The sequence below is a fragment of the Martelella sp. HB161492 genome, assembly GCF_013184775.1.
Taxonomy (GTDB): Bacteria; Pseudomonadota; Alphaproteobacteria; order Rhizobiales; family Rhizobiaceae; genus Martelella.
Genome location: NZ_JAATVV010000016.1, coordinates 26,391 through 49,902, shown reverse-complemented (window position 1 = coordinate 49,902; position 23,512 = coordinate 26,391). Strand labels below are relative to the sequence as shown.

Below are 23,512 nucleotides of genomic sequence, written 5' to 3'. Positions count from 1 at the left end.
TTCACTGCGCATTCTCCCCGGACGACCCGGCGGCATCGCTGCTGCCGTTCTGTTCGACGACGCCATCCTCATCGATCGTCACCTCGACAGGAGAAACAGCGGCACCTGCCGAGAATTTCTGAAAGCCGTCGACTATCAGCCTGTCGCCGTCCGTCAGGCCATCAACGACGATCCAGTCATTGTCCTGCGTGCCATTGGTCGTGATCGTGCGCTGCTCAGCCTTGTTGTCATCAGAGACCAGATAGACTGTCGCATTGCCGCTTTCGTCACGTGTCACCGCCCGCTGGGGAACGAGAAAGGCCCCGGGGATCAGCCCCATGTCGACACTTGCGGTGACAAACATGCCGGGGATCAGGACGTTGTCGGGGTTGTCGAATTTTGCGCGAACCGTGAACGTACCGGTCGTCTGGGAAACGACCATATCGGCAAAGGAGATCTCTCCCGTCTTTTCGTAGGCCTTGCCGTCATCCAGCGTCAGGGTGATCGGCAGGGGGCCATTGGGTCGCTGCTCCAGCTTCCCCGCCTCAACCCGATCCCGGATCCTGAGGAAATTGGTGCTGCTGTCGACCAGATCGACATAGACGGTATCGACCTTGCGGATCGTCGCCATGGCATCGGTCTGCTCACTCGTGATCAGTGCGCCGACGCTGACTTCTGACGCGCCGATCGAGCCGTCAAGCGGAGCCAGTATTTTCGTATTGTCGAGATCGATCTGGGCGGTATCGAGATCAGCCTGTGCTGCCGCTTCGGAAGCCTGGGCCTGCAACAGGTCGGACCGGGCATCGTCGAGTGTCTGCGTGCTGACCGCTTCCGTCTTTGACAGCTTCTCGTTCCGGTCATAGGTCGTCTGGGCACTCGTCGTCGCGGCCTGCGCCTTTTTCAGCGCGGCTTCGGCTGCGGCGTAAGCGGCTTTGAACTTCCGGTCGTCGATCTGGTAAAGCGCGTCGCCTTCGGCAACGGTTCCGCCTTCGGTGAACAGGATCTGGCGGACAATACCGTCGACCTGCGGGCGGACCTCAGCCACTGCCGAGGCGACAACACGCCCGTGAAGGCTTACGGTCAGGGGAACCGAACCGGATTGAAGCGTGACATAGCCAACCTCCGTGCTGGTGCCCGATGGTGCAGCGGCCTGGTCATCCTTCTGGCTGCAGGCCGCCAGCAAGGTCAGGCAGGCCATGATCGTCAAACCAAATCCCGATTTCATGAGATCTAGAAGCTCCTTGGTTTCGGCAGATTCCGGCCTTAGGCTCAGGCTGCGTGTCATTGATAGGCAGTATTTACAGTAATTACAATTACCCTAACTATAGGCAAGTCATTCATGGCCTTTTTGTGGTGATACATGGATCAGAATTCGGAAAAGAAAAGTCAGCATCCTCAAGGGCAGAACCAGATGCAAGCGCGGGGACGCGGCAGACCGAAACCGGCCTCCGATGAAATCCAGCGCGCGGCAATAGCCGATGTCGCGTCGAAATTCGTGCTCGACTGCGGTTACAAGAAAACGACGATGAAGGATGTGGCCGCCGCAGCACATGTTTCTCTCAGCACCATCTACCGGCTTTTCCCAGCCAAGCCGGAGCTCTTCGGTGCAATTGTCTCGCGTCATCGCGAGACCATCATTGCGCTGCCGGGGGACTACGATCACCTGCCTGTCTATAAGGCGCTGATGGCCATCTTTCGGGTCAATGCCACCCGAAGCGAGGAGCAGGAGCGTGCGACCCTGATGGCGCGGCTCCATCTGGAGAGCCAGCAGTTCCCGGAATTGCGCGCAGTGCTTGATCAGCATGGACCAACGCATTCGCGCACGCTTCTGTGTGGCTGGCTGGAAAGACAGCAACAGAAAGGCCGGATCAGACATGTTCCGGCGCCTGTTCTGGCGCAGATGCTGATGGATATTGTCTTCGGCGCCGCGAGCCTGAAATCGGGCCATGAGCCGGGATGGCCTGGTGGAGAAGACCGCGCGACCTATCTCGAATCGTGCCTGTCCGTTGTCGCCCACGGTATTGCGGTGGCTCAGAGCTGACCTGCATCACCTTTGTCGGCGCAAATCCCTCTTGTCGGAAATCTGAGGGATCGCCCGGTTTCCGACGCGGAAATCGGCGATGATCCGCAATGCAATGCCTGGGGCAGTGCTGGCTCCGTGAATGAGGGTCCGTTCACATCAGATGCCATCGCGCCGTTGAAGGCCGAAGGCAAATGCCCTGATGAACCGGTGCATCGGCAGGTCAAATACCTGAACAATGCCGCCCCCACAGCTACCCTGTCACCTGAACCCCCTGATCGGGAACCTTCAAGTAAGCCTGAAAGCGCATTGCACATCCGAGTAGTGCAGGCTGCTGTAGGAGATTGCCTGCTACGTCATCGGTCAATTGATGAGTTCTTTGGGTATTAAAATCAACGAACCAGGATTCGGGGGAAGCCGATGCTCCATTCTTGTGGAACCATAGGCCACTTGCCTCATTGCGCCGCAGGAAATGGTAGCCGACGTTATTCGCCAGCAATGCGACAAGATATGTACCATCCGTGAATCGTGGGGGCACAGGCATCGGTGATCCGCCAAAACGGACTATCTCGATATGAATATTCTGGGCTGCGCCGTCATTCACAACGCCCGCCGCAAAATTTCCTGTCGCAACAGGTTGTCCTGCAAATTTCCCCGGCCTGGCATTGCAGCCATAACCGCGAGGAGAAATACATTTCATCGCATAGGCATAGCAATTATGGTTGCTATTCCATAGTCCAGCCATATCATCTGCCGCGCCTCGCGGTGCACCACTCTGAACGGCGATGGCCGTGTCGGGACTGCTGCTCGGGCGCCGCCATTGAGCTTCGGTTTGCTCGCGTGTTTCGCCGGAAACGGTGCGGTTAGCGCGCCACGGTGGATTGGTAGGGGCGGGCATATCCGACCTGTTCGATAGTCCGGAAGTGGCCTGAGCATTGGCATGGTGCGCGGACAGAAGAGAACTTAGCGTTTGGTTTCTCTCCGGCGTGCTGGAGCCAACCACCCGGGCAGATTGTCGCGGAGAGGCGTTGCATGGCGAAGGAGAAACCGGGGGCGGAGTGCAACCAAGCGGGCTCCGTCTGTCTGCTTCCGGAGGAAGCGATCTTGATGAATTCACCATATTGGTTGGCCCGGATGCGATCGACTGTCCATTGAAGGCGTGTATCACCCTAGGGTTATCGAGACACTGATGAAGCTTACGCGGCGGCCCGGATTTTGTCGAGAGAGATCGCCGAAAGCTGACGACGCCGGATCAGGCGACGGTTTGAAGTTGGCACAGGCCGTCGCGGGGCATTGCCAAGCTGATTTGGGCTTCCCGCATGAGATTATCGCTTATGCCGCATGGGCCTTTGACCGGTTTGCAATGAGCATCGCCGCATGGGCCTTTGTGGCGGATCTTCTGGCTGAGCGCGGCGTCATCGTCAGCCGTGAAACGATCCGCCTCAGGGCGAACCGCTTTGGTCATCAATTTGCCGGCTGCATCAAATGTGACCGCCCCTTTTGCCGCGACAAATGGCACCTTGATGAAGTCGTGGCCATGATCAATGGCGTCAGGCTCTGGCCGGCCGGGCAGCAGGGTTGATTTCAAGCGCACCGAAGATGGCAGGATCTTGCTGACCACAGAAGCAACCGGTCTGGCAGAAAGCCCGCTGCGCAAGCTGCGCGGCCATGCCGGGGCCGGACTTGATACGGATGCGATCATGGCGTTGACGCGCGGCGAAGAATGACCCTCGTCGATACCAATGTGCTGCTCGATCTGGTGACCGATGATCCCGTCTGGGCTGACTGGTCGATCGATCAGCTGGAAACGGCCAGCCTTGCCGGGCCGCTTTTGATCAATGACGTGATCTATGCCGAACTTGCCGTCCGCTATCAGCAGATAGAGGCGCTTGATGCCTTCATTGATCGGGCCAGCATCCGCTTTCTTCCACTGTCGCGACCGTCTCTGTTTCTGGCGGGCAGGGTTTTCACGCGCTATCGCAGGGCAGGGGGAACACGCGCGGGGGTGCTGCCGGATTTTTTCATCGGCGCACAGGCCGCCGTTGAAAGGCTGCCACTGCTGACCCGCGACGGCGGTCGCTATCGAGGCTATTTTCCGACCGTCGATCTGATCACGCCCGGTCGATGATCCCGAAATGGCTGCAGGATGAGATTGCCGGGATGTGTCACGCCTGAAAGGCGAAAGGACGCGCCTTGCCACCTCGGGACTGATTTTCGAGATCCAGCATTGCGGTGCTCCTCAGGGACGGGCGGGCACCCGGGCGATCCTGGCGCCAACTGAAATCGCTCAGCAAAAGTCGCGCTGAAAATTGTCAGCACTCTTTCGGACAGCGGCAGAATTTTTGCAGCAGAGCCCGGAAACGGATCAATTCACCAGCAGAGATTGCCCACAGATTGTGCAAAAATCGCCTTGCATAAAATTTGACATAATTCGAAAAATTCTCTAGATGGAAAAAAGTTTTCCGATCCGAGATCTAGAGGATTATACTGCATGTCGCAAATGTCCCGCCTTGCTCGTGCAACAGCCGTTGCCGCGCTTCTCACCCTGCCGGCGCTTTCGGCCGAAGCCCAGGATACTTTTGTCGTTTCCAACTGGGGTTATTCGAACGATTTCTATCAGCCCTACATTTTCGAGCCCTTCGAGAAGGCGCATGACGTCAAGATCGTGGTCGAGACCGGCGGTGCGCCGGAGCGGCTCAACAAGGCCCGCATCCGTGGCGGCGTCGATGTCATCCTGCTGACCGACAAGTTCTCCCAGATCGGCATCGATCAGGGCGCCTTCGAGAAGATCGATTCCTCGAAAATGAGCAATTTCGACGAGCTTTACGAATCCGCGCAGCATCCGCAGGGCGATTACGGCCCGGCCTATACATTCGGCCGCTATGGCATTGTCTATGACAAGACCCGCACCGATAAGCCGATCACCTCCTGGTGCGATCTGTGGCGTCCGGAATTCGCCAATGCCATCGCCATGCCGGCCTTCAATACCACCGGCGGACCGCTGACGGTGATGATGGCGGCCAAATGCGCCGGCTCCGATGCCTTTGAAGATCCCGACACCGCCTTCAAGAAGATGGGCGAGCTGAAGCCGAACATCGTCAAGACCTTCTCCTCCGGTTCTGAACTCACCAATCTCCTGTCCACGGGCGAGGCCTATATCGGTCTTGCACAGGACTATGCCTTTCCTGCGATCCAGGCGGCCAATCCGAATATCGGCTGGGCGGAGCTTTCCGAAGGCGACTTCCGGATGATGAACACCTACAACATCCCGAAAAATGCCAAGCACAAGGATCTGGCGCTGGCCTTTATCGATTTCTCAATCTCGCAGCAGGCGCAGAAGGATGCATCGGTTCAGCTTGGCGGCGGCTCCGGCCCGGTCAACAAGCTGGTCGAGCTGACGCCGGAACAGTCATCCAAGCTCGTCTATGGCGAAAAGGCCGTCCTCAGCCTGCAGCCGACGCCCTATGACAAGCTTCTGAAGGTCAATGATGACTGGGAACGTCGCTGGAACGACGTCTTCGGTCACTGACGGATCCGACATTGAAGGCCCGTCTCTCCTTTGCGCAGCGTCTGGCGGCGCTTGGCCCGTGGTTGCTGGTTCTACCGGCAACCGCGGTGCTTCTGTTCATTCTGGTGGTACCTGTCGCCGGCACGCTGGCGGAAAGTTTTGCAAACCCGGCCGGCTATTTCGCCAATTACCGGGATTTCTTCGCTGACAGCTATAATCGCACGGTGATGATCCGTTCCTTCCGCATCGCCTTTCTATCAACGGTCACATCGCTCATTTTAGGCTTCGGCGGCGCCTATATGATCGCCAATGCATCGCTTGGGCTGAAGCGTGTGCTTCTGATCCTGTCCGTCTTCCCGCTCCTCACCAGTGTTGTGGTGCGGTCCTTTTCCTTCATGGCGATCCTTGGCCGCAACGGTGTGGTGAATTCGCTGCTGATCAAGGCCGGGATTATCGATCAGCCGCTGGAAATGCTGTTCACGCAGGGCGCGGTGATTGCCGGTCTTGCCTATCTCTTCACGCCGCTGATGATCCTGTCGCTGGTCGGCGTCCTGGAAAATATCGAGGACGATCTTTATCTGGCTGCCGGTTCGCTCGGGGCTTCGCCGGTTGCCGTCTTCTTCCAGGTGACGCTGCCGCTTGCCGTGCCGGGCATGATGGTCGGCTCGATCCTGGTCTTCACCGGCTCGCTGGCGACCTTTGTCACTCCGACGCTTCTGGGCGGCGAACCGCAGATGACGCTTGCGACGCTGCTGTACCAGAAGGCGATGATCTCCTTTGACTGGGGTGTCGCCAACACGATTGCCGCCATCATGATGGCCACGGCGATCTTCTGTGTTGTCGTGCTCGGCACCATTGCCGGCAGGCTTTCGGCACGGAGGACCATCCATTGACCGGACGTTCCATTCATCCGCTCTCCCGCCTGTTCGGCTGGCTTGTCATCCTGTTTCTCGCCGGGCCGATTGTCATCGTCATCGGCACCTCGATCAGCAATACGCCCTATCTCGCCTTTCCGCCGCAGGGCTTCACGCTGAAATGGTATGCCAATGTTTTCAATCATTCGGGCTTCCTCGATACCTTCATCATCTCGATGGAAGTGGCGCTCGGCGGGACGCTGATCGCACTGGTCACCGGGCTAGCCGCGGCCTATGCGCTGACACGTTACAAGATGAAGATTCCCGGCTGGTATGGCTCGGTCTTCTTCCTGCCTTTCTTCATCCCGGAAATCGTGTTCGGTTTTTCGCTTCTGAAAACCCTGATCGTGCAGCTGCAGCTGCCGATCCTGCCGTCACTGATCCTCGGCCATGCCATCCTGTGTCTGCCCTATATGGTACGGGTCATCGGCGCCTCTCTCTCAGGCTTTGATTTCTCGATCCAGGAGGCGGCCGTCAGCCTCGGCATGCATCCGGTCAAGGCGTTCTGGACCATCGTCCTGCCGAATATCCGCTCCGGTGTGATTGCCGGCATGGTGCTGGCCTTCATCACCTCGCTGAACGACATGGCGGTGGCGCTGTTCCTGACCGGACCGGGTATCTCGACGCTGCCGATCGAAGTCTTCACCTATGTGCAGCAATTCTTCGACCCGACGGTGAGTGCCGTTTCGGTGCTGCTGATGGGCGTTACCATTCTCGTCATGGTGCTGATCGAACGCAGCCTTGGTCTCAGCAAGACCGTTCAATAGGAGTTCCAATGGCTGAAAACGCCGTCATCTTGAACAATGTGACCGCCCATTACGGGGCAACCCAGGTCCTGCATGGTCTGAACCTTTCCGTCGGCGAGGGCGAGCTTGTGTCATTGCTGGGCTCATCCGGTTGCGGCAAGACCACGACGCTGCGCCTTTTGGCGGGTTTTCTGCAGCCGACCGGCGGCACGATTTCAGTGGCCGGGCGCGATGTCACCGGCCTGCCGCCGCACAAGCGCGATGCCGGCATCGTGTTTCAGAACTATGCGCTGTTTCCACATCTGACCGTCGCCGAAAATGTCGGTTTCGGGCTGAAACAGCGAAATGTGGGGGCCGCCGAACGTCAGAAGCGGGTGAGCGATATGCTGGCCCGCGTCGGGCTTTCAGCCTTTGCCGACCGCTTGCCGGCTGCCCTTTCCGGCGGCCAGCGCCAGCGTGTCGCCGTTGCCCGGGCGCTGGCCATCGACCCGCCGCTTCTGATGTTCGATGAGCCGCTGTCCAATCTTGATGCCAAATTGCGCGTCGACATGCGGGTGGAAATCCGCGAGCTGCAGAAGGCAAACGGCCGCACTGCAATCTATGTCACCCATGACCAGGAAGAGGCCTTTTCGATTTCTGACCGGGTGGCGATCATGAATGCCGGCAATATCGTCCAGCTCGATACGCCGGAAGTGCTGTATACGCGGCCGGTCAACGCTTTCGTCGCCCGCTTTGTCGGTTTCGACAATCTGATCGCGATGCATGTTTGCGCAAGGGCGGGCGGCAAGGTCACGGCGCGGCTCGACGACGGGACCGAGATCGTGCTGGATGAGGCCGAGACCGGTGCCCTGCCGGATCGCTTTGTCATCGGTGCGCGGCCAGAGGGCCTGCGGCTGGCCGGTGCGGGAGAGGCCAATACCATTGCCGGGGCGGCGCTGATGCGCTCCTATCTCGGTCGTGCCTACCAGTATAAGGTTGAAACGGCGGCCGGGGTGCTGATTGCAAATGGCGCGCTGCAGAACCCGATTGCCACGGGAGAGAATGTCGGACTGGCGTTCGATTTTGGCCAATGCTGCATTCTGAAGGATGAAGGAACGAAATTATGAGCCGGACAATTGTTGCCGCCGCCGCGCAGATGGGCCCGATCGCGCGTTCAGATACGCGCCCGGCGGTTGTCAAGCGGCTGATCGCGCTTCTGGGCGAAGCGGCATCGCGCGGCGCCGAACTGGTTGTCTTTCCTGAGCTGACGCTGACGACCTTTTTCCCGCGCTGGCATATGACCGACCCGGCGGAGATCGACGCGTTCTACGAAACCGAAATGCCGGGCGCCGAAACGCAGCCGCTCTTTGATGCGGCAAAGCGGCTGAAGATCGGCTTTTATCTCGGCTATGCCGAGCTGGTGGTTGAAGACGGCATCCGGCATCGCTTCAACACATCTGTTCTGGTGGATCGTGATGGCGAAATTGTCGGCAAATACCGCAAGATCCACCTGCCGGGCTGGGACAGGCCGCAGCCGGATCTCGCGGCTCAGCATCTGGAGAAATATTATTTCGAGCCGGGCAATCTTGGCTTCAACGTGTTCAAGACCATGGGCACGCGGATCGGCATGGCGATCTGCAACGATCGCCGCTGGCCGGAAACCTATCGGGTCATGGCGCTGAAGGGCTCGGAAATGATCCTGGTTGGCTACAACACGCCGGATGACCATACCGGCAATTTCGATTTCGACAGCCTGACCCAGTTTCACAATCAGCTGTCGATTCAGGCCGGTGCCTACCAGAATTCCAACTGGGTGGTGGCAACAGCCAAGGCCGGCCATGAAGAAGGTTCGAACCTGATCGGCCAGTCGATGATTGTCGCGCCGTCCGGCCAGATTGTTGCCATGGCGGTCTCGACGGCGGATGAAGTCGTTGTTGCCCGATGCGATCTCGATATGGCAGCCCTTTATCGCCGGACCATTTTCGATTTTGCCCGCCATCGCGAGCCGGATCACTATAGACTGATCGTCGAGACCAGGGGACCGGTGACGGAGTGAGATGTTGATACGGGGCATTCAAAAGGGGATGAGTTCATGAGCCAGCCGGACGCGATGCGCGAAAGCGAGGCAAACGAGGGCGGCTCCATAGCCCGCATCCTCTCCGAACTGCGCCGGGAAAATGGCTGGACGCTGGCCGAGGTCTCGAAAAGAACCGGGGTTTCGATCTCGGCGCTGTCGAAGATCGAGAACGGTCAGAGCCAGCCGGCCTATTCCGTGCTCACCCGGCTTTCCGCCGGCCTGGGGCTGGATTTCGCCGATCTGCTTGAAGGCAGGGGGCAAAGGGCAAGCTTTGCCAGGGCGGCGCGGGCTGTCACCCGTGCGGGTGAGGGCAAACGGCTCACCAATGAGATGGGGCTCTACCGTGTGCTGTCGACCGAACTCGCCGCCAAGGCGCTGACGCCGATGGTGATAGAAGTGCCGCCGCGCGCGGAAGGGGTGGAACCAGCCCGCAGCGCTCATTCCGGCGAGGAGTTTGTCTATGTGCTGTCCGGCGAAGTGGTGTTCGAAATGGCGCCATATGCGCCGATGACGCTTTCGACCGGTGACACGGTCTATTTCGATGCTGCCTCCGAACATGGCTTTTACTCTGCCGGTTCCGGCAAGGCGCAAATCCTTTCCATCTGCTATTCCGGTTCCGGTGAAGCGCCGGACCATCTGACGGTGTGATCATGATCGATGCTAAATCCGAAGTCCGGCTGCGCCAGCAGCTGACCCTTGTCGCGCTCGGCAAGCAACCCGCAGACCGGATCTTGAGGGTCGGGCGGCTGCTCGATACGGCGACACGCACATGGAGCGATAATGCCGAGATCGTCATCAAGGGTGCGCGGATCGCCTATGTCGGGCCGGCCGGCTCCTGGCCCGGCGACTGCGAGATCATTGATGAGCGGCCTGATCTGATGGCCATTCCCGGCCTTGGCGAAGTCCACAAGCATATCGAAAGCTCGCATCTGACACCGGAATGGGAAGCGGCTCTGGTCATGCCGCGCGGAAATACCTGGACCTGCGAGGCAAGCCACGAATTTTCCAATGTGCGCGGGTCGAGGACGCTGGATTTCTGGATGACAGCCCGTCAGCATGGCTCGCCGCTGAAGATTTTCCCGCTGCCGGGCTCTGCCGTGCCGCCAACGGCCTATGAACATGGCGGCGGCTATCTGGGCTATGATGAGCAGCGCGATTTCCTCGCCGGCAGCCTGATGGTGGCAGGCCTGGACGAGGTGATGGACTGGCCGGCCGTCTGGAATCCGGACAATGCCTCCCACGACCGGCTCTGGGGCATGATCGAGGCGACCTTTGCCGCACGCGGCGTCGTCGAAGGCCACGCGGCGGGCCTGAAGGATCTGCCGACCATCAACGCCTTCGCGGCGGCCGGGCTTGCCTCCGACCATGAAGCATGGACGGCAGAGGAGTTCTGGGACAAGCTCACCCATGGCCTTTTCGCCGAGCTGCGGCCGCATTCCATGCCGGATGTCATCAAGGGACTGCTGCAGCGTGGCCTTGCCGACTGGTCGCAGATCGCCTTTGCCACCGATGATCGCAGTGCATCGGAAACGCTGTCCAAGGGCGCGACGGATTACAATGTCCGCCTCGCTATCCAGTCCGGCTTGCAGCCGGAAATCGCCATTCAGTGTGTCACCATCAATCCGGCGCGCCACATGCGGCTCACCCCCTGGGTCGGCACGATCGCGCCAGGCCGGTTTGCCGATGTCGTGCTCCTGTCCGATCTCGAAACATTCACCATCGCCGAGGTCTGGGCGGATGGCAGGCAGGTCTCGAAGGGTAGCGATTATATCCTGCCCGTGCCCGAGATTGACTGGCCCGACTGGGCACGCGATACCGTGCAGACGGGCGGTGCCTTCAACGCGGCGGACTTCGCCATTGCCGCCGAACCGGGCCGGGCAATGATGACGGCGGCCGTCCTGCGCCCCTTCCACTGGGAGGACGATTTCCTCACTTATGAACTGCCGGTCGCAGACGGGCAGGTTCAGCGCGATACGTCACGTAACATCACCAAATTCGCCATTGTCGACCGCTTTTCGGGCAAAAAATCCGTCTCGAAAATGTTCTGGGCTGGCACGGGACCAAAGACGCCCAATTGTGCGCTGGCAAGTTCGCTGGCCCATGACAAGCACAATATCTGGTGCGTCGGCTCTTCTGACGAGGCCATGGCCGAAGCGGTCAATGCGCTTCGCAAGATCGGTGGCGGCTGGGCGCTGGTCAATGACAACAAGGTGGTTGCCACGGTGCGTTACGAGATTGCCGGGCTGATGTCACAACGTTCGGCCGAGGCGCTCGATGCCGACATGCGCGCGCTCTATGCCGAGGGCGAGAAGATCGAGTGGATGTTTGAGCCATCCTCCTCGCCGCGCTGGTGGGCGGGTTTTCCCGAGCGGCTTGCCTTCGCGACACTGACCTGTGCGCCCTGGCGCTGGGTGCTCGTGGCGCCCTCCGACTATGCCCCCGAAGGCCTCGTCAATGTCGCCACCGGTGCAACACATAAGGTGGTCTGGTAGGCGATGACGATTCATCCTGAAATGCCGTCACAACCCGGTTTTGCCGGTGCAGACGCGCTTGAAACGCCCTGTGTCGTCGTCGATACCGCAAGGCTCACCGCCAACATCGCTGCGGTTCAGGCGATTGCCGATGCCGGCAATGTCGCCATGCATCCGCATATCAAGACACACAAATCGCTCGCCATTGCCGGCATGCAGCGCGATGCCGGCGCGCGCGGCGTGACGGCCTCGCATCCGGGTGAAGCGGCCGTCTTCATCCGCGCCGGCTTTTCGCCGGTCACGCTCGCCTATCCGCTGGTGCACCCGGAGCCGGTGGCGGCATTGCTACGGCTCGGGCAGGACCATGGGGTTGCCGTGCGCTTTATCGCCGACAGTGCTGTCGGTCTGGAGGCGCTGGAGCGCGGGGCCATTGCTGCCGGAATTGCGCCGGACGTCTTCATCAAGGTCGATGTCGGCCTGCACCGTTGCGGCGTTGATCCGCTGGCCGCCGGAAGCGTTGCACTGGTTGTGCGGCTGGCCGCCTCGTCGCTCGGCTTTGCCGGCCTGCTGTCGCATGCCGGCCATGCCTATGCCGCAGGCACGGCTGAAACCGTGCGCGCGGTGGCCGAAGATGAGCGACGCTTGCTTCTCGACTTTCGCGAGATCCTCAGGCGGCAGGGCGTCGACGTGCCGAAAATCTCGGTTGGCAGCACGCCATCGCTGATTGCCAATGCCGGCTTCGACGGCCTCGACGAGGTGCGGCCGGGTAATTACGTGTTTTTCGATATGACGGCGGTCAGGCTGGGTATCGCAACCCGCGATCAGCTTGCGCTGGCCGTTTCGGCAACGATCATTTCGAAAAACAGCGATTTCTACATCATCGATGCCGGGTCCAAGACATTGAGTTCCGACCTTGGCGCGCACAGTGTCGGCACGGGCGCAGGCTTCGGCGAAGCATGGAGCAGCAGGCTCGAAGCGCCGCTGAGCGTCGCCAAGCTCTCCGAGGAGCACGGCATGGTCCGGCGTGACGGCAGCGATCTGGCAATCGGCGAGCGGCTGCTCATCTATCCCAACCATGCCTGCGTCGTTGTCAATCTGGCACCGCATCTTGCCTTCCTTGGCGATGGCAGGGCGACCCGGCTTGGCGTCGATGCAGCCGATATGGTGACGCGAAACAGGATCGGCTGACGGGCAAGCCCTGCCCGGCCATCAAAGGCATTGTCTCCGGTTTACAACGTGTTCCAGGGGTCGCCAACGGCTGCGAACTGTGGTTCAAGGCTTTCTCCGGGCAAGCAGGGAAGGGCTTTTGATGACTGACCGTCTGGCAAAACGTGACCGGTTTCTGGATGCGGTGAAGGCCGGTCCCGTGGTGATGGGGATCCTCAATATCACGCCGGATTCCTTCTCCGATGGCGGGCGCTTCAACGGGCCGGACGACGCTGTCGCGCGGGCCGCGGCGATTGCGAGCGCCGGGGCCGCGGTGGTCGACGTCGGCGCGGAATCGACGCGGCCGGGCGCCGATCCGGTTTCGCTGGAAGACGAGCTGGCCCGGGTGGAGCCGGTTTTGGCTGCAATCTGTGCCGCAAGCCCGGTCGCCATTTCTGTCGATACCTACAAGGCGCCGGTCGCGCGGCGATCGGCTGAGCTCGGTGCAGCCATCATCAACGATATCTGGGGTCTGCAGGGCGATCCGGCGATGGCGGCGGTGGCGGCGGCCAGCCAGTGCGCGGTGATCGTCATGCACAACCGGCATGATATTGACGCAGATCGCGACATCATCGATGACATTCTGCGCTTCTTTGAGCAAAGCCTTACGATTGCCCGAAAGGCGGGTATCGCTGAGCATCATGTCATTCTCGATCCGGGTATCGGTTTTGCCAAGACGCCGGAGCAGAATTATGCCGTTCTCGCCCGGCTTGAGAGGCTCAGCTGCTTCGACCGGCCGATCCTTCTCGGCCTGTCGCGCAAGCGCATGATTGGTGAGGCAACCGGCCGTCCGACCGATCAGCGCGTGGCCGGGACGCTTGCCGCCAATATGCTCGGCCTTTGTGGCGGCGCTAATATCATCCGGGTTCACGATGTTGCTGAGCACGTGGATGCCGTCAGGATTTTCAGCAGGACAGCGAGTGCCCGATGAGCGACTGGATCAATATCAAGAACCTCTGTGTCTATGGTTTCCATGGCGTTTTGCCCGAGGAGACCCGGCTGGGACAGCGTTTTTACATCGATCTCGATTGTGCGCTCGATATGACGGATTGCGCTGCCAATGATGAATATGAAAAATCCGTCTGCTATGGTGCCCTGTCCCGCCGGGCGATCGAAATTGCCAGCGGCGCGCCGTTCAAGCTGATCGAGACGCTGGCCTCGCGCATTGCCGATGCCGCGCTTCAGGAATTCCCGCGGCTGGAGCGGGTGGTGGTCCGGGTGCGCAAGCCTTCCGCGCCGGTTGCCGCAGATTTTGATCATGTCGGCGTTTCGGTCGACAGACGGCGCCAGTACCGGGTTGCCATGTCGCTCGGCACGAATATCGGCGACAAGGCGGTCAATCTGAAGACAGCGCTCGCTCATCTTGCCACCGAGGATGATTTCGAGATCACGGCGGTATCGCGCTTCTATCGCACCGCGCCCTGGGGCAACGAGGATCAGGACTGGTTTCTCAATACCTGTGCGATTGCCCGCACAACACGCGCACCGCTCGACCTTCTGAAGGCCTTCAAACGGATCGAGCTGCGCATGGAGCGCGTGCCGGCCGAGCGCTGGGGGCCGCGGCTGATCGATATCGATCTGCTTTACGCCAATGACAGGGTCATCAACTCACCACAACTTTCCTTGCCGCATCCGCAGATGTTCGAACGCGCCTTCGTGCTGGTGCCGCTCGCTGAAATTGCGGGGGATGACGTGGTTCTGGGACGCAAGATCGACGATGCCGTCGCCGCGCTCGACATCGCCGCCGATGACGTCTATCCGGCTGACGAGCCGCGATAGGCGAGGGCAAAGGTCAGATCCCGGCGCCCTGGCTCTGGTAGTTGGCCATGCCTTCGAGGAATTCGGCGACGAAAGGCGTTGCCGGCCGGCGTAGCAATTCATCAGCCGTACCCACCTGTTCGATCCGTCCCTCCGACATCACCGCGATCCGGTCGGCAATCTCGAATGCCTCCTCCTGATCGTGGGTCACAAGAATGGCGGAGATGCCGACCCGCTTCTGCATGTCGCGGAGCGCACCGCGCAGGCCCTTGCGGATCTTGGCGTCGAGTGCGCTGAAGGGTTCGTCAAGCAGCAGCATGCGCGGCTCGATCGCAAGGGCGCGGGCAAGCGCGACGCGCTGGCGCTGCCCGCCGGAAAGCTGGGACGGATAGCGCTTGGCGAGATGGCCGATTTCGGCAAGTTCCAGCAAGTCACGGGCTTTCGCTGCGATGGCCGGCCGTGCTGGCCGAGTGGCGCGCGGGCGCATTTTCAGACCGAAAGCAACATTGGCTTCAACGCTCATATGTTCGAACAGCGCGTAGCTCTGAAACACCATGCCGAAACGGCGCAGGCGTGCCTCAACGCCGGTAATATCCTCGCCGTCGAATAGAAGTCGCCCGGCCTCGGCATATTGCAGGCCGGCAATAATGCGCAGAAGCGTGGTCTTGCCGGAACCGGAGGGGCCGAGAAGGGCAACAAACTCACCGGCGGCGATGTCAAGGCGGACATCGTTCAGGACCGGGTTGCCGCCATAGGATTTCGAGATGTTTTCAATGTTGAGGGCCATTGTGGTCGTCCTTGAAACTCAGTGCGTGGCGGGATGCCGTGCCTCGATCACCGAGCGGAGAATGAGGGTGATGACAGCAATCACGGTCAGAATGGTGGCGGCAGCAAAGGCGCCGGTAACGTTGTAATCGTCATAGAGGAGCTGCACCTGCAGCGGCAGGGTCATGGTCTCGCCGCGGATATTGCCGGATACGACGCTGACGGCGCCGAACTCACCGATGACACGGGCATTGGCGAGGATGGCGCCATAAAGCAGCGCCCAGCGGATATTCGGCAGGGTGACGAAGAAGAAGGTCTGCCAACCGGTGGCGCCGAGCGTCAGCGCGGCCTCTTCCTGGTCCTGCCCGCTCACCTCCATCAGGGGAATAACCTCGCGGGCGACGAAGGGGCAGGTGACGAACAGCGATACCAGCACGATGCCGGTGAGGTTGAACATCAGCTGGATGCCGTAAAGATCGGCATATTGGCCGACAAGCCCGGTCGCGCCATAGACCAGCAGATAGCACAGACCGGCAACGATCGGGGAGATCGAAAAGGGCAGTTCGATCACGGTCATCAGGATGCGCCGGCCGGGAAAGCGGAAGCGGGTCACCGCCCAGGCGGCGGACAGGCCGAAGGCAATATTGATCGGCAGGGCGATCAGCGCCGTCAGCACGGTGAGCTTGATGGCATGCAGCGTTTCCGGCTCGGAGATCGCAGCGCCATAGGTCGAGAGCCCTTGCGAAAAGGCGCGGACGAAAATGGCAAGGCTCGGCAGGCCCATGACGAGGGCGGCAAACAGGATGGCGATCAGGACAAGGGCCAGCCTCTTGGCCCGCTGGCGCCGGATAAGCGCCTTGACACCGGGATGGGTGACGGTCTGGTGTGTCATGGTCAGGCTCCCCGGTTCAGGTGACGTGCGGCCCTTGCCTGGGCGATATTGGCGGCAATCAGCACGATGAGCGCCAGTGCCAGGATCGTTCCTGCAATCGCGCTTGCCGCGGGGAAATCATATTCATCCAGGCGGATCATGATCAGCAGCGATGCAATCTCGGTCTTGTAGGGCATATTGCCGGCAATGAAGATGACGGCGCCGAACTCACCAAGCGAGCGGGCGAAGGCCAGCGAGGCCCCCATGATGAAGCTTGGGAAAAGCTGCGGGAAGATGATGGTGCGAAACACCTGAAAATCGCTCGCGCCCAGGGTGCGGGCCGCCTCTTCGCGATCAGTCTCAAGGCTTTCCAGCACTGGCTGGACGGTGCGAACGCCGAAGGGAACGGAGGTGAAGGTCATGGCGAGCGCAATCCCCCACCAGGTATAGGCGACCTTGATGTTGACCTCGGACAGGAGCATGCCCATCCAGCCATTGCGGTCATAAAGCGCCACCAGCGCGATACCGGCAACGGCGGTCGGCAGTGCGAAGGGCAGGTCGATCAGCGCATCGATCAGCCGCTTGCCGGGGAAGGTGTAGCGCGTGATCACATAGGCAAGCAGCAGGCCGAAACAGGCGTTGAAGACCGTGGCAAGGGCTGCGGCCGAGATCGTCACCCGGAAGGCGGCGAGCGTGCGGTCATTGGAGATGATACGCCAGTAGTCGGCCGGACCGAGCTGACCGATCTGGAAGAACAGCGCGCTGAGCGGCAGCAGGATGATCAGCGCCACGAAGAGAAGCGTGATGCCGAGTGTCAGGCCGAAACCCGGCATGACGCTGCGGCTGGCACGGCGCGCTGCTGATGGCATGAAAAGGCTCATATCAACCCTTGGTGTGAAAGCGCGGTTAAAACAGATGATCCTCCGCCATGACCAGGCGGAGGAACGGCCGTCGAAGACGATCTGCTGCGGGATGGCGGCGGGCCGCGATCTCCCCGGCAGTGTTATTTTGCCAGAAGCTGGTCCAGCACGCCGCCGTCGGCGAAGTGGGTTTCATTGGCCTTTTCCCAGCCGCCGAAGACATCCTCGACGGTGACAAGCTTCACATCCGGGAACTTGTCGGCATATTTTGCCACCACTTCCGGGTTATGGACGCGGTTGTTGAAGGAGGCGAGGATCTCCTGACCGGGCTCGCTGTAGAGATATTCGAGATAGGCCTTGGAAATCTCTTCCGTGCCGCGTTCCTTGGCAACCTTGTCGACAACGGCGACCGGGAATTCTGCAAGCAGCGACATGGACGGCACGACGCGTTCATATTCGTCCTCGCCATACTCCTTGCGGATATTTTCCACTTCGGCCTCGAAGGTGATCAGCACGTCGCCGATGCCGCGTTCGACAAAGGTGGTGGTGGCGCCGCGCCCGCCGGTATCGAAGACGGCGACATTGCCGAGCATCTTGGCTACGAAATCGCGCGCCTTGGCGTCATCGCCGCCATTCTGCTCCAGCGCATAGGCGTAGGCGGCGAGATAGGTATAGCGGGCATTGCCGGAGGTTTTCGGATTCGGGAACACGAGCTGGACATCGTCGCGGGCGAGGTCGCTCCAGTCCTTGATACCCTTGGGATTGCCCTTGCGCACCAGAAAGGCCGGCAGCGAATAGTAGGGCGAAGCATTGTTCGGGAGCGCCTGCTGCCAGTCCTTGGCGACAAAGCCGTTATCGGCCAGAACCTGAACGTCAAGCACCTGGTTGAAGGTGACGAGATCGGCCTTCAGCCCCTGCATGATGGCGCGGGCCTGTTTGGAGGAGCCGGCATGCGACTGCTTGATGGTCACATCCTGCCCCGTCTCGCCCTTCCAGTATTCGGCGAAGGCCGGGTTGATCGTCGCGTAGAGTTCGCGCGCAATATCATAGGAAACGTTGAGAATTTCCACCTGATCGTCGGCCCTGGCGGGCGCGATCATCAAGAGGGCGGCGCCGATGGCGGCGAGGAGGGTCTTTTTCATCGATGAACCGATCTGTTGGCTGTCCTAAAACAGCCACAATCTAGAAAAGTCGATGATTGCAACCAAGAAAACGTTTCGCCGGAATGCGGATTGGAAGAAAAATTTAATTCAATCTTTGGCGGAAATTCGCGTTTTATGCTCTGCGCCATAGTTTGATAGCGCAGAACATATTTTACAGACCTGCGTGACGCGGCAGCCAGAGCGTGAGCGCCGGCCAGTAGGTGACCAGCATCAGCAGAGCGAACAGCAGGATGTAATAGGGGCCGAGGGCGCGGATGCAGCGTTCGACTTTCACCTTGGCGACGCTGGCGCCGACGAAAAGCCCGGTGCCTACCGGTGGCGTGATCGTTCCGATCGCCAGATTGAACACCATGATCACCCCGAAATGGATCGGATCGCCGCCCATCTTGACGAAGATCGGCAGCAGGATCGGGGTGAAGATCAGGATCGCCGGGCCGATATCCATGAAGCAGCCGATCACCAGAAGCAGGGCATTGATGATCAGGAAAACGATGATCGGATTGTCGGACACGCCGAGGATCAGCGCTGTAACGGCGGCGGGAATGCCGGTGAAGGCCATGGTGAAGGAAAGGGCCGCCGAAGCCGCCAGCAGCAGCATGATCGTGCCGGTCATCTGCGCCGTCTCGACCAGAAAGGCGAAGAAGGCCTTCGGCGGACGGGTGCGATGGATGACGAAGGTCAGCAGCATCGTATAGATGACGGCGATGCCGGAGGCCTCCACGGCGGTAAAGATCCCGCTCATGATGCCGCCGATAATGATAACGATCAGCATCAGGCTCGGCAGTGCCTCGATTGTGATCTGCCAGGCGGCGCGCATGCCGACCCAGCCGGATGTCCTGTAGCCGCGCTTCCAGGCGATGAGGCCGGTCAGCGTCATCATGCCAAGCCCCCAGGCGGTACCGGCGACAGCGCCAGCCAGGAAAAGCGCCGCAATCGAGGTGCCGCCGGAAACCAGCGAATAGATGATGAAAGCCGTCGTCGGCGGGATCAGCATGCCGGTCGGCGCCGAGGCGATGTTGACGGCGGCGGCGAAATCACGGTCATAGCCTTCCTCCGCCTGCATCGGCACCATGACGCCGCCGATTGACGTGGAGGCGGCGATCGCCGAGCCGGAAATGCAGCCGAACAGCATATTGCCGGCGATATTGGTCTGGGCAAGCGAGCCGGGAATGCGGCCGGCGATCAGCTTGGCGAAGTTGACGAGGCGCACGGCGATGCCGCCGGAATTCATCATCACGCCGGACAGGATGAAAAAGGGTACGGCCAGCAGCGAGAAGCTGTCGAGGCTGGCGAGCATCTTCTGCGCCGAGGTGAACAGCGCCATGTCGAAGGGGGCGATGAGGACGACGGCCGAAAGGGCGGCGGCCACAAGCGAAACGGCAAGCGGAATGCCGAGAAGGGCCAGAACGCCGAAGACGGCAATCAGGATAAGGCTGGCGGGTCCGGCCATGATATCAGTCTCCCGCGGTCACGGCCCTGTCGATCGTATCCGGCAGGGACCGTTTCCCGGTCATGAGGTCAACGAGGTTTAGCAGGCTGTAGATCAGCATCAGCACGCCGGAGACCGGCAGGCTGGCATAGATGAGGCCCATCGGCACGCCCAGCACCGGGCTGGTCTGATGCGCGGCGATATTGACGCCGCGCATGCCGCCGATGATCAGCACCAGCACCGAGAAGATGATGAAGGACACCGGTACCAGCGCCATCAGCGCCGCCTTTGTCCTGCCATGGGCCATCTCGGTCAGGAGGTCGATGGCCATATGGGTGCCGCGGCCGGTGGAAAAGGCCGCGCCCAGAAGTGAGAGCCAGATCACGCCGAACCGCAGAAACTCTTCCGAAAAGGTCGAGGGTGCATTCAGCACATAGCGGCTGAATACCTGCCAGGCGAGAACCGCCACCATGGCGGAGAGCAGGATAGCCATGGCCGACGCCACGATGCCATCCAGGATCCGACGGATGATCCGCATCTTTACTTACCCGCGTCCGCGCGGATCTCCTCATAAACCTTGTACTTTTCCGGATCCGATTTCAGATCGTCATACATCGGCTGCACCGCTGCCTGGAATTCGGAAACGTCCGGGTAATAATAGGTGACACCGAACTTGTCGGCGGCTTCTTGCTTGGTGGCAGCAACGGCCTCGCCCCAGACGCCCTTCTGGAATTCGGTTGATTCCTTGGCCGCCTCTACCACAGCCTTCTGCTCATCCGGCGTCAGGCTGTCGAAGGTCTTCTTGGAGATCAGCATGATATCCGGAATGCGGGTATGCATGTCATAGGAGTAGTTCTTGGCCACTTCGCCGTGGCGGGCGATGGTGAGCGCGAATTCATTGTTCTCGGCTCCATCGAGAACGCCCTGCTGAATAGAGGTATAGACCTCATCCTGGGCCATGGCGATCGGCGAACCGCCCAGCATTTCGACCATCTTGATTGAGGTCGGGCTCTGCAGCACGCGAATTTTCAGGCCCTTCAGGTCCGCGACATGCTGAACCGGCACCTTGGAGGTATAGAAGGACCGGGCGCCGCTGTCATAATAGGTCAGGCCCAGCATGCCCTGGCTGGCGGTCGACTGGTAGATCGGGTCCATGATCGCCGCATCATCCATCGCCTTGTAGAAATGATCCTGATTGTCGAACAGATAGGGCATGGAGAATACGCCGTAGACCGGTGAGAAGCTCTCCATCAGGCCGCCCGACACTTTGGTCATGTCCAGCAGGCCGGACTGCACCATCTCGACCAGCTCGCGTTCGCCGCCGAGCTGACCATCGGGAAAATATTCCACCGTCAGTTCGCCATTGGTTTTTTCCGATAGAAGCTCGCCGAATTTTTCCATCGCCTGAACGGTCGGCGTGGCGTTGCTCGCATAGGCGAAGCGCAGGCTTCTTGCCTCTGCCGCCGACACGCTTGCCAATATGCTGACGGTTGCCAGCAATGCTATTGTCTTGATCATCTCAGTCCTCCCAGCATGATCAATTGGAATAAGGGTGGTGCTGCGGGCCTCAGATGAAGGCGCGCAGATATTCAGACAGGCAGAACATCGCCATCGCCTGCCCATAGGGCATGGAGGTCAGTTTGATCTGCCGGTAATAGTCGAGATCGGCCCCCATGGCGGTTCCGAAGGAGACGTTTTTCAGCTCGCCGTCTTCGCTGATATTGGCAATGACGGCGCGGACCGCCGTTTCGGCCGTCTCACGATAGTCCTCGCTTAAGAGCCGCATTCTGAGACCCTTCATCAATCCATAGGCGAAACCGGCGGTGGCCGAGGTTTCGACATAGCTTGACGGGTCATCGATCAGTGTGTGCCAGAGGCCGCTTTCATCCTGCGTTTCCTTCAGTGTTTTTGCCTGCCGGGCAAAGGTGGAGACGAGGTGGCGGCGGATCGGGTCATTGTCCGCCGGCTGCAGGAGATCAAGAAATTCGGGAATGGCGATGGTGATCCAGGAATTGCCGCGTGCCCACAGCGCTTTGGCGAAGTTGTGGTTCCCGTCAAAGCTCCAGCCGTGATACCAGAGGCCGGTCGCGCGGTCGGCGAGATAATGGGTGTGGATCAGGAACTGGTATTTTGCTTCCTCGATATAGTCCGGCCGGTTGAGAACCTGGCCGATCTTGGTCAGCGGCAGCACGCTCATCATCAGCGTGTCGTCCCACATCTGCTGATCGTTGACGCTGTTGTAGACGATGTGCTGGATGCCCTGCTCGCGGGTCTTGGGCATTTCATGCATGACCCATTCCGCCCAGGTTTCCAGATAGGGCTTCCACACCGGATTGGGGTTCTGCTCGTAAAGGAAGGCCAGCGTCAGGAACGGCGCAACGGTATTGACATTCTTCGTCGGCGTCCCTTCGGCAAGACGCGCCGAGAACCAGTCCGTGATGATCTTAAAGGCAGCCTTGTTGCCGGTGAGCTGCCAGTATTTGAACAGCCCATAAAGGCCGATGCCATGGGTCCATTCCCAGCCCGCCCAGCCCTTGGTGTCGATCACCCTTCCATCATCGAGGCGCAACAGGAAGTCCCCCGTTTCATCCTTGATGTGGACGAGATTGTCGGCAAGCCGGTCGATCAGGCCGCAGACTGCGTCCCGGGTGATGAAGTGTTCTTTTTGACGCAGAAGCGGGTGCATCACCATTCTGGCCTCCCAGACCGAAAAAAATGAAATTCAATTCCGTTTTTTATGTGATCACAATTCGAAACGCCATGCAACCCATTTCTGTGATGGAATTTCAAATTGATTTTTGTTTATTTTTCAGTGTGTTAAACTTTCATTCCAAAAGTATTGACATTGTCTTCTTCATTTTTCAGAATGCTATTCCAAAAAAGATGGAACACAAAAAATGGCACAAGCGCCGTCCAAAACGGAAAATGTCGCAGCGGTTCTGAAAGTTTTTGCCGTGCTCGAAACGCTGGCGGAAAATCGCGCAAGCGGTCTTGCCGAAGTCGCGCAATGCGCCATGACCTCGAAAAGCACGACCCATCGTCTCCTTCAGACCATGATTGACCTCGGTTATGTCGAGCAGGACCCTGATACCGAGAAATACGCGCTGTCGCTGCGGCTTTTCAGTCTTGCCGCGCGATCACTCAAGAGCCAGGCCGATATCCTGCGGGTTGCCGACAAGGTGATGGGCAAGCTGTCGCGGGTGACGGGTGAATCGCTCAATCTCGGTGTGCTGGACGGGCGCGAACAGCGCGTCGTCTATATCCACCAATATGATTCGACCTATAGCCTTTCGATGAATTCGACGCTTGGCATGCGCAATCCGCTGCATTCGACCTCGCTTGGCAAGGCGTTGCTGGCGTTCCGGGATGATGACGAGATTGCCGAGCGGATGGCAAAGATGGCCATGGAGCCTGCCGCGCCGAATACCATCCGCGACAAACAGGTCCTTCTTGATCAGCTGCATCAGGCCCGGCTGAACGGCTATGCCGAGGAAATCGAGGAAAGCGAGGCAGGTGTGCGATGCATTGCCGCGCCGATCCTCAACCATGTTGGCCATTCCGTCGCCGCCGTCAGCATTTCCTTCCCGCTGTTCCGCTTCGATGAGGCAAAGAAGGCGGATTACATCGCGGCGCTGAAGAAGGCGACGGGCGAGGCCTCGCAGGCGCTCGACTATCTTGATTGACGGTTGCGGGCACTGCTCTTTCTGGCGCCGCGAAAAGGGTGCGGGCCTGATACCGTCATTGCAAGCCCGAGGTGGTCTGCTAC

Annotated in this window: 23 protein-coding genes and 2 pseudogenes; 15 read left to right on the top strand and 10 right to left on the bottom strand. The window is 59.9% G+C overall.

What is annotated here, in order from left to right:
- Nucleotide 1: 1 nt before the first annotated feature.
- Nucleotides 2-1,204 (bottom strand): efflux RND transporter periplasmic adaptor subunit, encoded by a 1,203-nt coding sequence (locus HCK86_RS21485; RefSeq protein ID WP_176086542.1) that lies wholly within the window; start codon nucleotides 1,202-1,204, stop codon nucleotides 2-4.
- Between the two features lie 186 nt (nucleotides 1,205-1,390).
- Here HCK86_RS21485 and HCK86_RS21480 point away from each other — a divergent pair, with 186 nt between their 5' ends.
- Together HCK86_RS21480 and HCK86_RS24145 are read left to right on the top strand one after the other, a co-directional pair.
- The gene (locus HCK86_RS21480) at nucleotides 1,391-2,020 is read left to right on the top strand and encodes a TetR/AcrR family transcriptional regulator (RefSeq protein WP_176086541.1); all 630 of its coding nucleotides are present in this window, start codon (nucleotides 1,391-1,393) and stop codon (nucleotides 2,018-2,020) included.
- Nucleotides 2,021-2,134: 114 nt separating this feature from the next.
- Nucleotides 2,135-2,239 (top strand): annotated as a pseudogene (locus tag HCK86_RS24145) (IS6 family transposase); the annotation flags it as partial.
- 13 nt (nucleotides 2,240-2,252) lie between these two features.
- Here HCK86_RS24145 and HCK86_RS21475 read toward each other — a convergent pair.
- Nucleotides 2,253-2,744, bottom strand: coding sequence for a hypothetical protein (locus HCK86_RS21475; protein ID WP_176086540.1), 492 nt, complete (start codon nucleotides 2,742-2,744; stop codon nucleotides 2,253-2,255).
- A 525-nt stretch (nucleotides 2,745-3,269) separates the two neighbouring features.
- Here HCK86_RS21475 and HCK86_RS21470 point away from each other — a divergent pair.
- From HCK86_RS21470 to folK, 12 genes and pseudogenes are all read left to right on the top strand, one after another.
- Nucleotides 3,270-3,533 (top strand): annotated as a pseudogene (locus HCK86_RS21470) (hypothetical protein); the annotation flags it as partial.
- A gap of 189 nt (nucleotides 3,534-3,722) precedes the next feature.
- Entirely contained in the window at nucleotides 3,723-4,127 is a 405-nt protein-coding gene (locus HCK86_RS21465; RefSeq protein WP_176086539.1) for a type II toxin-antitoxin system VapC family toxin, read from the top strand.
- Between the two features lie 363 nt (nucleotides 4,128-4,490).
- Entirely contained in the window at nucleotides 4,491-5,528 is a 1,038-nt protein-coding gene (locus tag HCK86_RS21460) for an ABC transporter substrate-binding protein (RefSeq protein ID WP_176086538.1), read from the top strand.
- Nucleotides 5,529-5,539: 11 nt separating this feature from the next.
- Nucleotides 5,540-6,400 (top strand): ABC transporter permease, encoded by an 861-nt coding sequence (locus tag HCK86_RS21455; protein ID WP_246739723.1) that lies wholly within the window; start codon nucleotides 5,540-5,542, stop codon nucleotides 6,398-6,400.
- Complete coding sequence (locus tag HCK86_RS21450) at nucleotides 6,397-7,188, top strand: ABC transporter permease (protein WP_176086537.1); 792 nt, start codon at nucleotides 6,397-6,399, stop codon at nucleotides 7,186-7,188. Before HCK86_RS21455 ends, HCK86_RS21450 begins: the two co-directional genes overlap by 4 nt.
- An 8-nt stretch (nucleotides 7,189-7,196) precedes the next feature.
- Nucleotides 7,197-8,273, top strand: coding sequence for an ABC transporter ATP-binding protein (locus HCK86_RS21445; RefSeq protein WP_176086536.1), 1,077 nt, complete (start codon nucleotides 7,197-7,199; stop codon nucleotides 8,271-8,273).
- Complete coding sequence (locus tag HCK86_RS21440) at nucleotides 8,270-9,202, top strand: N-carbamoyl-D-amino-acid hydrolase (protein ID WP_176086535.1); 933 nt, start codon at nucleotides 8,270-8,272, stop codon at nucleotides 9,200-9,202. The genes HCK86_RS21445 and HCK86_RS21440 overlap by 4 nt, the downstream gene beginning before the upstream one ends.
- 36 nt (nucleotides 9,203-9,238) lie before the next feature.
- Entirely contained in the window at nucleotides 9,239-9,871 is a 633-nt protein-coding gene (locus HCK86_RS21435) for an XRE family transcriptional regulator (protein ID WP_246739722.1), read from the top strand.
- 2 nt (nucleotides 9,872-9,873) lie between these two features.
- Nucleotides 9,874-11,715: an adenine deaminase C-terminal domain-containing protein gene (locus HCK86_RS21430; protein WP_176086534.1), complete on the top strand. Its 1,842-nt coding sequence runs from the start codon at nucleotides 9,874-9,876 to the stop codon at nucleotides 11,713-11,715.
- A 3-nt stretch (nucleotides 11,716-11,718) separates the two neighbouring features.
- Nucleotides 11,719-12,882 carry an alanine racemase gene (locus tag HCK86_RS21425; protein WP_176086533.1) on the top strand — a complete coding sequence of 388 codons (1,164 nt, stop codon included), beginning with the start codon at nucleotides 11,719-11,721 and terminating at the stop codon, nucleotides 12,880-12,882.
- Between the two features lie 121 nt (nucleotides 12,883-13,003).
- Nucleotides 13,004-13,831, top strand: a complete 828-nt coding sequence (gene folP / locus HCK86_RS21420) for a dihydropteroate synthase (protein ID WP_176086532.1) — start codon at nucleotides 13,004-13,006, stop codon at nucleotides 13,829-13,831.
- Nucleotides 13,828-14,679, top strand: a complete 852-nt coding sequence (gene folK / locus HCK86_RS21415; RefSeq protein WP_176086531.1) for a 2-amino-4-hydroxy-6-hydroxymethyldihydropteridine diphosphokinase — start codon at nucleotides 13,828-13,830, stop codon at nucleotides 14,677-14,679. Before folP ends, folK begins: the two co-directional genes overlap by 4 nt.
- 13 nt (nucleotides 14,680-14,692) lie before the next feature.
- Here folK and HCK86_RS21410 read toward each other — a convergent pair whose 3' ends face one another.
- The 8 genes from HCK86_RS21410 to HCK86_RS21375 form a co-directional block, all read right to left on the bottom strand.
- Nucleotides 14,693-15,445 carry an ATP-binding cassette domain-containing protein gene (locus tag HCK86_RS21410; RefSeq protein ID WP_176086530.1) on the bottom strand — a complete coding sequence of 251 codons (753 nt, stop codon included), beginning with the start codon at nucleotides 15,443-15,445 and terminating at the stop codon, nucleotides 14,693-14,695.
- 18 nt (nucleotides 15,446-15,463) lie between these two features.
- Nucleotides 15,464-16,315, bottom strand: a complete 852-nt coding sequence (cysW, locus tag HCK86_RS21405) for a sulfate ABC transporter permease subunit CysW (protein WP_176086529.1) — start codon at nucleotides 16,313-16,315, stop codon at nucleotides 15,464-15,466.
- Between the two features lie 2 nt (nucleotides 16,316-16,317).
- Complete coding sequence (gene cysT, locus HCK86_RS21400; RefSeq protein ID WP_176086528.1) at nucleotides 16,318-17,163, bottom strand: sulfate ABC transporter permease subunit CysT; 846 nt, start codon at nucleotides 17,161-17,163, stop codon at nucleotides 16,318-16,320.
- Nucleotides 17,164-17,297: 134 nt separating this feature from the next.
- Complete coding sequence (cysP, locus tag HCK86_RS21395; RefSeq protein ID WP_176086527.1) at nucleotides 17,298-18,296, bottom strand: thiosulfate ABC transporter substrate-binding protein CysP; 999 nt, start codon at nucleotides 18,294-18,296, stop codon at nucleotides 17,298-17,300.
- A 172-nt stretch (nucleotides 18,297-18,468) separates the two neighbouring features.
- A complete protein-coding gene (locus HCK86_RS21390) occupies nucleotides 18,469-19,767 on the bottom strand; it encodes a TRAP transporter large permease (protein ID WP_176086526.1) in 1,299 nt (432 codons plus the stop codon).
- A gap of 4 nt (nucleotides 19,768-19,771) precedes the next feature.
- Nucleotides 19,772-20,284, bottom strand: a complete 513-nt coding sequence (locus HCK86_RS21385; RefSeq protein WP_176086525.1) for a TRAP transporter small permease — start codon at nucleotides 20,282-20,284, stop codon at nucleotides 19,772-19,774.
- 2 nt (nucleotides 20,285-20,286) lie between these two features.
- On the bottom strand, nucleotides 20,287-21,264 hold the full coding sequence (locus HCK86_RS21380; RefSeq protein WP_176086524.1) for a TRAP transporter substrate-binding protein: 978 nt from the start codon (nucleotides 21,262-21,264) through the stop codon (nucleotides 20,287-20,289).
- A gap of 49 nt (nucleotides 21,265-21,313) precedes the next feature.
- A complete protein-coding gene (locus HCK86_RS21375; protein WP_348641111.1) occupies nucleotides 21,314-22,438 on the bottom strand; it encodes a glycoside hydrolase family 88 protein in 1,125 nt (374 codons plus the stop codon).
- Nucleotides 22,439-22,643: 205 nt separating this feature from the next.
- Between HCK86_RS21375 and HCK86_RS21370 the strand changes: the two genes are divergently transcribed.
- Nucleotides 22,644-23,429: an IclR family transcriptional regulator C-terminal domain-containing protein gene (locus HCK86_RS21370; RefSeq protein ID WP_176086523.1), complete on the top strand. Its 786-nt coding sequence runs from the start codon at nucleotides 22,644-22,646 to the stop codon at nucleotides 23,427-23,429.
- The last annotated feature ends 83 nt before the right edge of the window (nucleotides 23,430-23,512 follow it).

Bases quoted from the DNA above. Each gene is read 5' to 3' on its own strand.
- HCK86_RS21485 (WP_176086542.1), bottom strand. From the start codon at position 1,204: ATGAAATCGGGATTTGGTTTGACGATCATGGCCTGCCTGACCTTGCTG.
- HCK86_RS21480 (WP_176086541.1), top strand. From the start codon at position 1,391: ATGCAAGCGCGGGGACGCGGCAGACCGAAACCGGCCTCCGATGAAATC.
- HCK86_RS21475 (WP_176086540.1), bottom strand. From the start codon at position 2,744: ATGGCTGGACTATGGAATAGCAACCATAATTGCTATGCCTATGCGATG.
- HCK86_RS21465 (WP_176086539.1), top strand. From the start codon at position 3,723: ATGACCCTCGTCGATACCAATGTGCTGCTCGATCTGGTGACCGATGAT.
- HCK86_RS21460 (WP_176086538.1), top strand. From the start codon at position 4,491: ATGTCGCAAATGTCCCGCCTTGCTCGTGCAACAGCCGTTGCCGCGCTT.
- HCK86_RS21445 (WP_176086536.1), top strand. From the start codon at position 7,197: ATGGCTGAAAACGCCGTCATCTTGAACAATGTGACCGCCCATTACGGG.
- HCK86_RS21440 (WP_176086535.1), top strand. From the start codon at position 8,270: ATGAGCCGGACAATTGTTGCCGCCGCCGCGCAGATGGGCCCGATCGCG.
- HCK86_RS21435 (WP_246739722.1), top strand. From the start codon at position 9,239: ATGAGCCAGCCGGACGCGATGCGCGAAAGCGAGGCAAACGAGGGCGGC.
- HCK86_RS21430 (WP_176086534.1), top strand. From the start codon at position 9,874: ATGATCGATGCTAAATCCGAAGTCCGGCTGCGCCAGCAGCTGACCCTT.
- HCK86_RS21425 (WP_176086533.1), top strand. From the start codon at position 11,719: ATGACGATTCATCCTGAAATGCCGTCACAACCCGGTTTTGCCGGTGCA.
- folP (WP_176086532.1), top strand. From the start codon at position 13,004: ATGACTGACCGTCTGGCAAAACGTGACCGGTTTCTGGATGCGGTGAAG.
- folK (WP_176086531.1), top strand. From the start codon at position 13,828: ATGAGCGACTGGATCAATATCAAGAACCTCTGTGTCTATGGTTTCCAT.
- HCK86_RS21410 (WP_176086530.1), bottom strand. From the start codon at position 15,445: ATGGCCCTCAACATTGAAAACATCTCGAAATCCTATGGCGGCAACCCG.
- cysW (WP_176086529.1), bottom strand. From the start codon at position 16,315: ATGACACACCAGACCGTCACCCATCCCGGTGTCAAGGCGCTTATCCGG.
- cysT (WP_176086528.1), bottom strand. From the start codon at position 17,163: ATGCCATCAGCAGCGCGCCGTGCCAGCCGCAGCGTCATGCCGGGTTTC.
- cysP (WP_176086527.1), bottom strand. From the start codon at position 18,296: ATGAAAAAGACCCTCCTCGCCGCCATCGGCGCCGCCCTCTTGATGATC.
- HCK86_RS21390 (WP_176086526.1), bottom strand. From the start codon at position 19,767: ATGGCCGGACCCGCCAGCCTTATCCTGATTGCCGTCTTCGGCGTTCTG.
- HCK86_RS21385 (WP_176086525.1), bottom strand. From the start codon at position 20,284: ATGCGGATCATCCGTCGGATCCTGGATGGCATCGTGGCGTCGGCCATG.
- HCK86_RS21380 (WP_176086524.1), bottom strand. From the start codon at position 21,264: ATGATCAAGACAATAGCATTGCTGGCAACCGTCAGCATATTGGCAAGC.
- HCK86_RS21375 (WP_348641111.1), bottom strand. From the start codon at position 22,438: ATGGTGATGCACCCGCTTCTGCGTCAAAAAGAACACTTCATCACCCGG.
- HCK86_RS21370 (WP_176086523.1), top strand. From the start codon at position 22,644: ATGGCACAAGCGCCGTCCAAAACGGAAAATGTCGCAGCGGTTCTGAAA.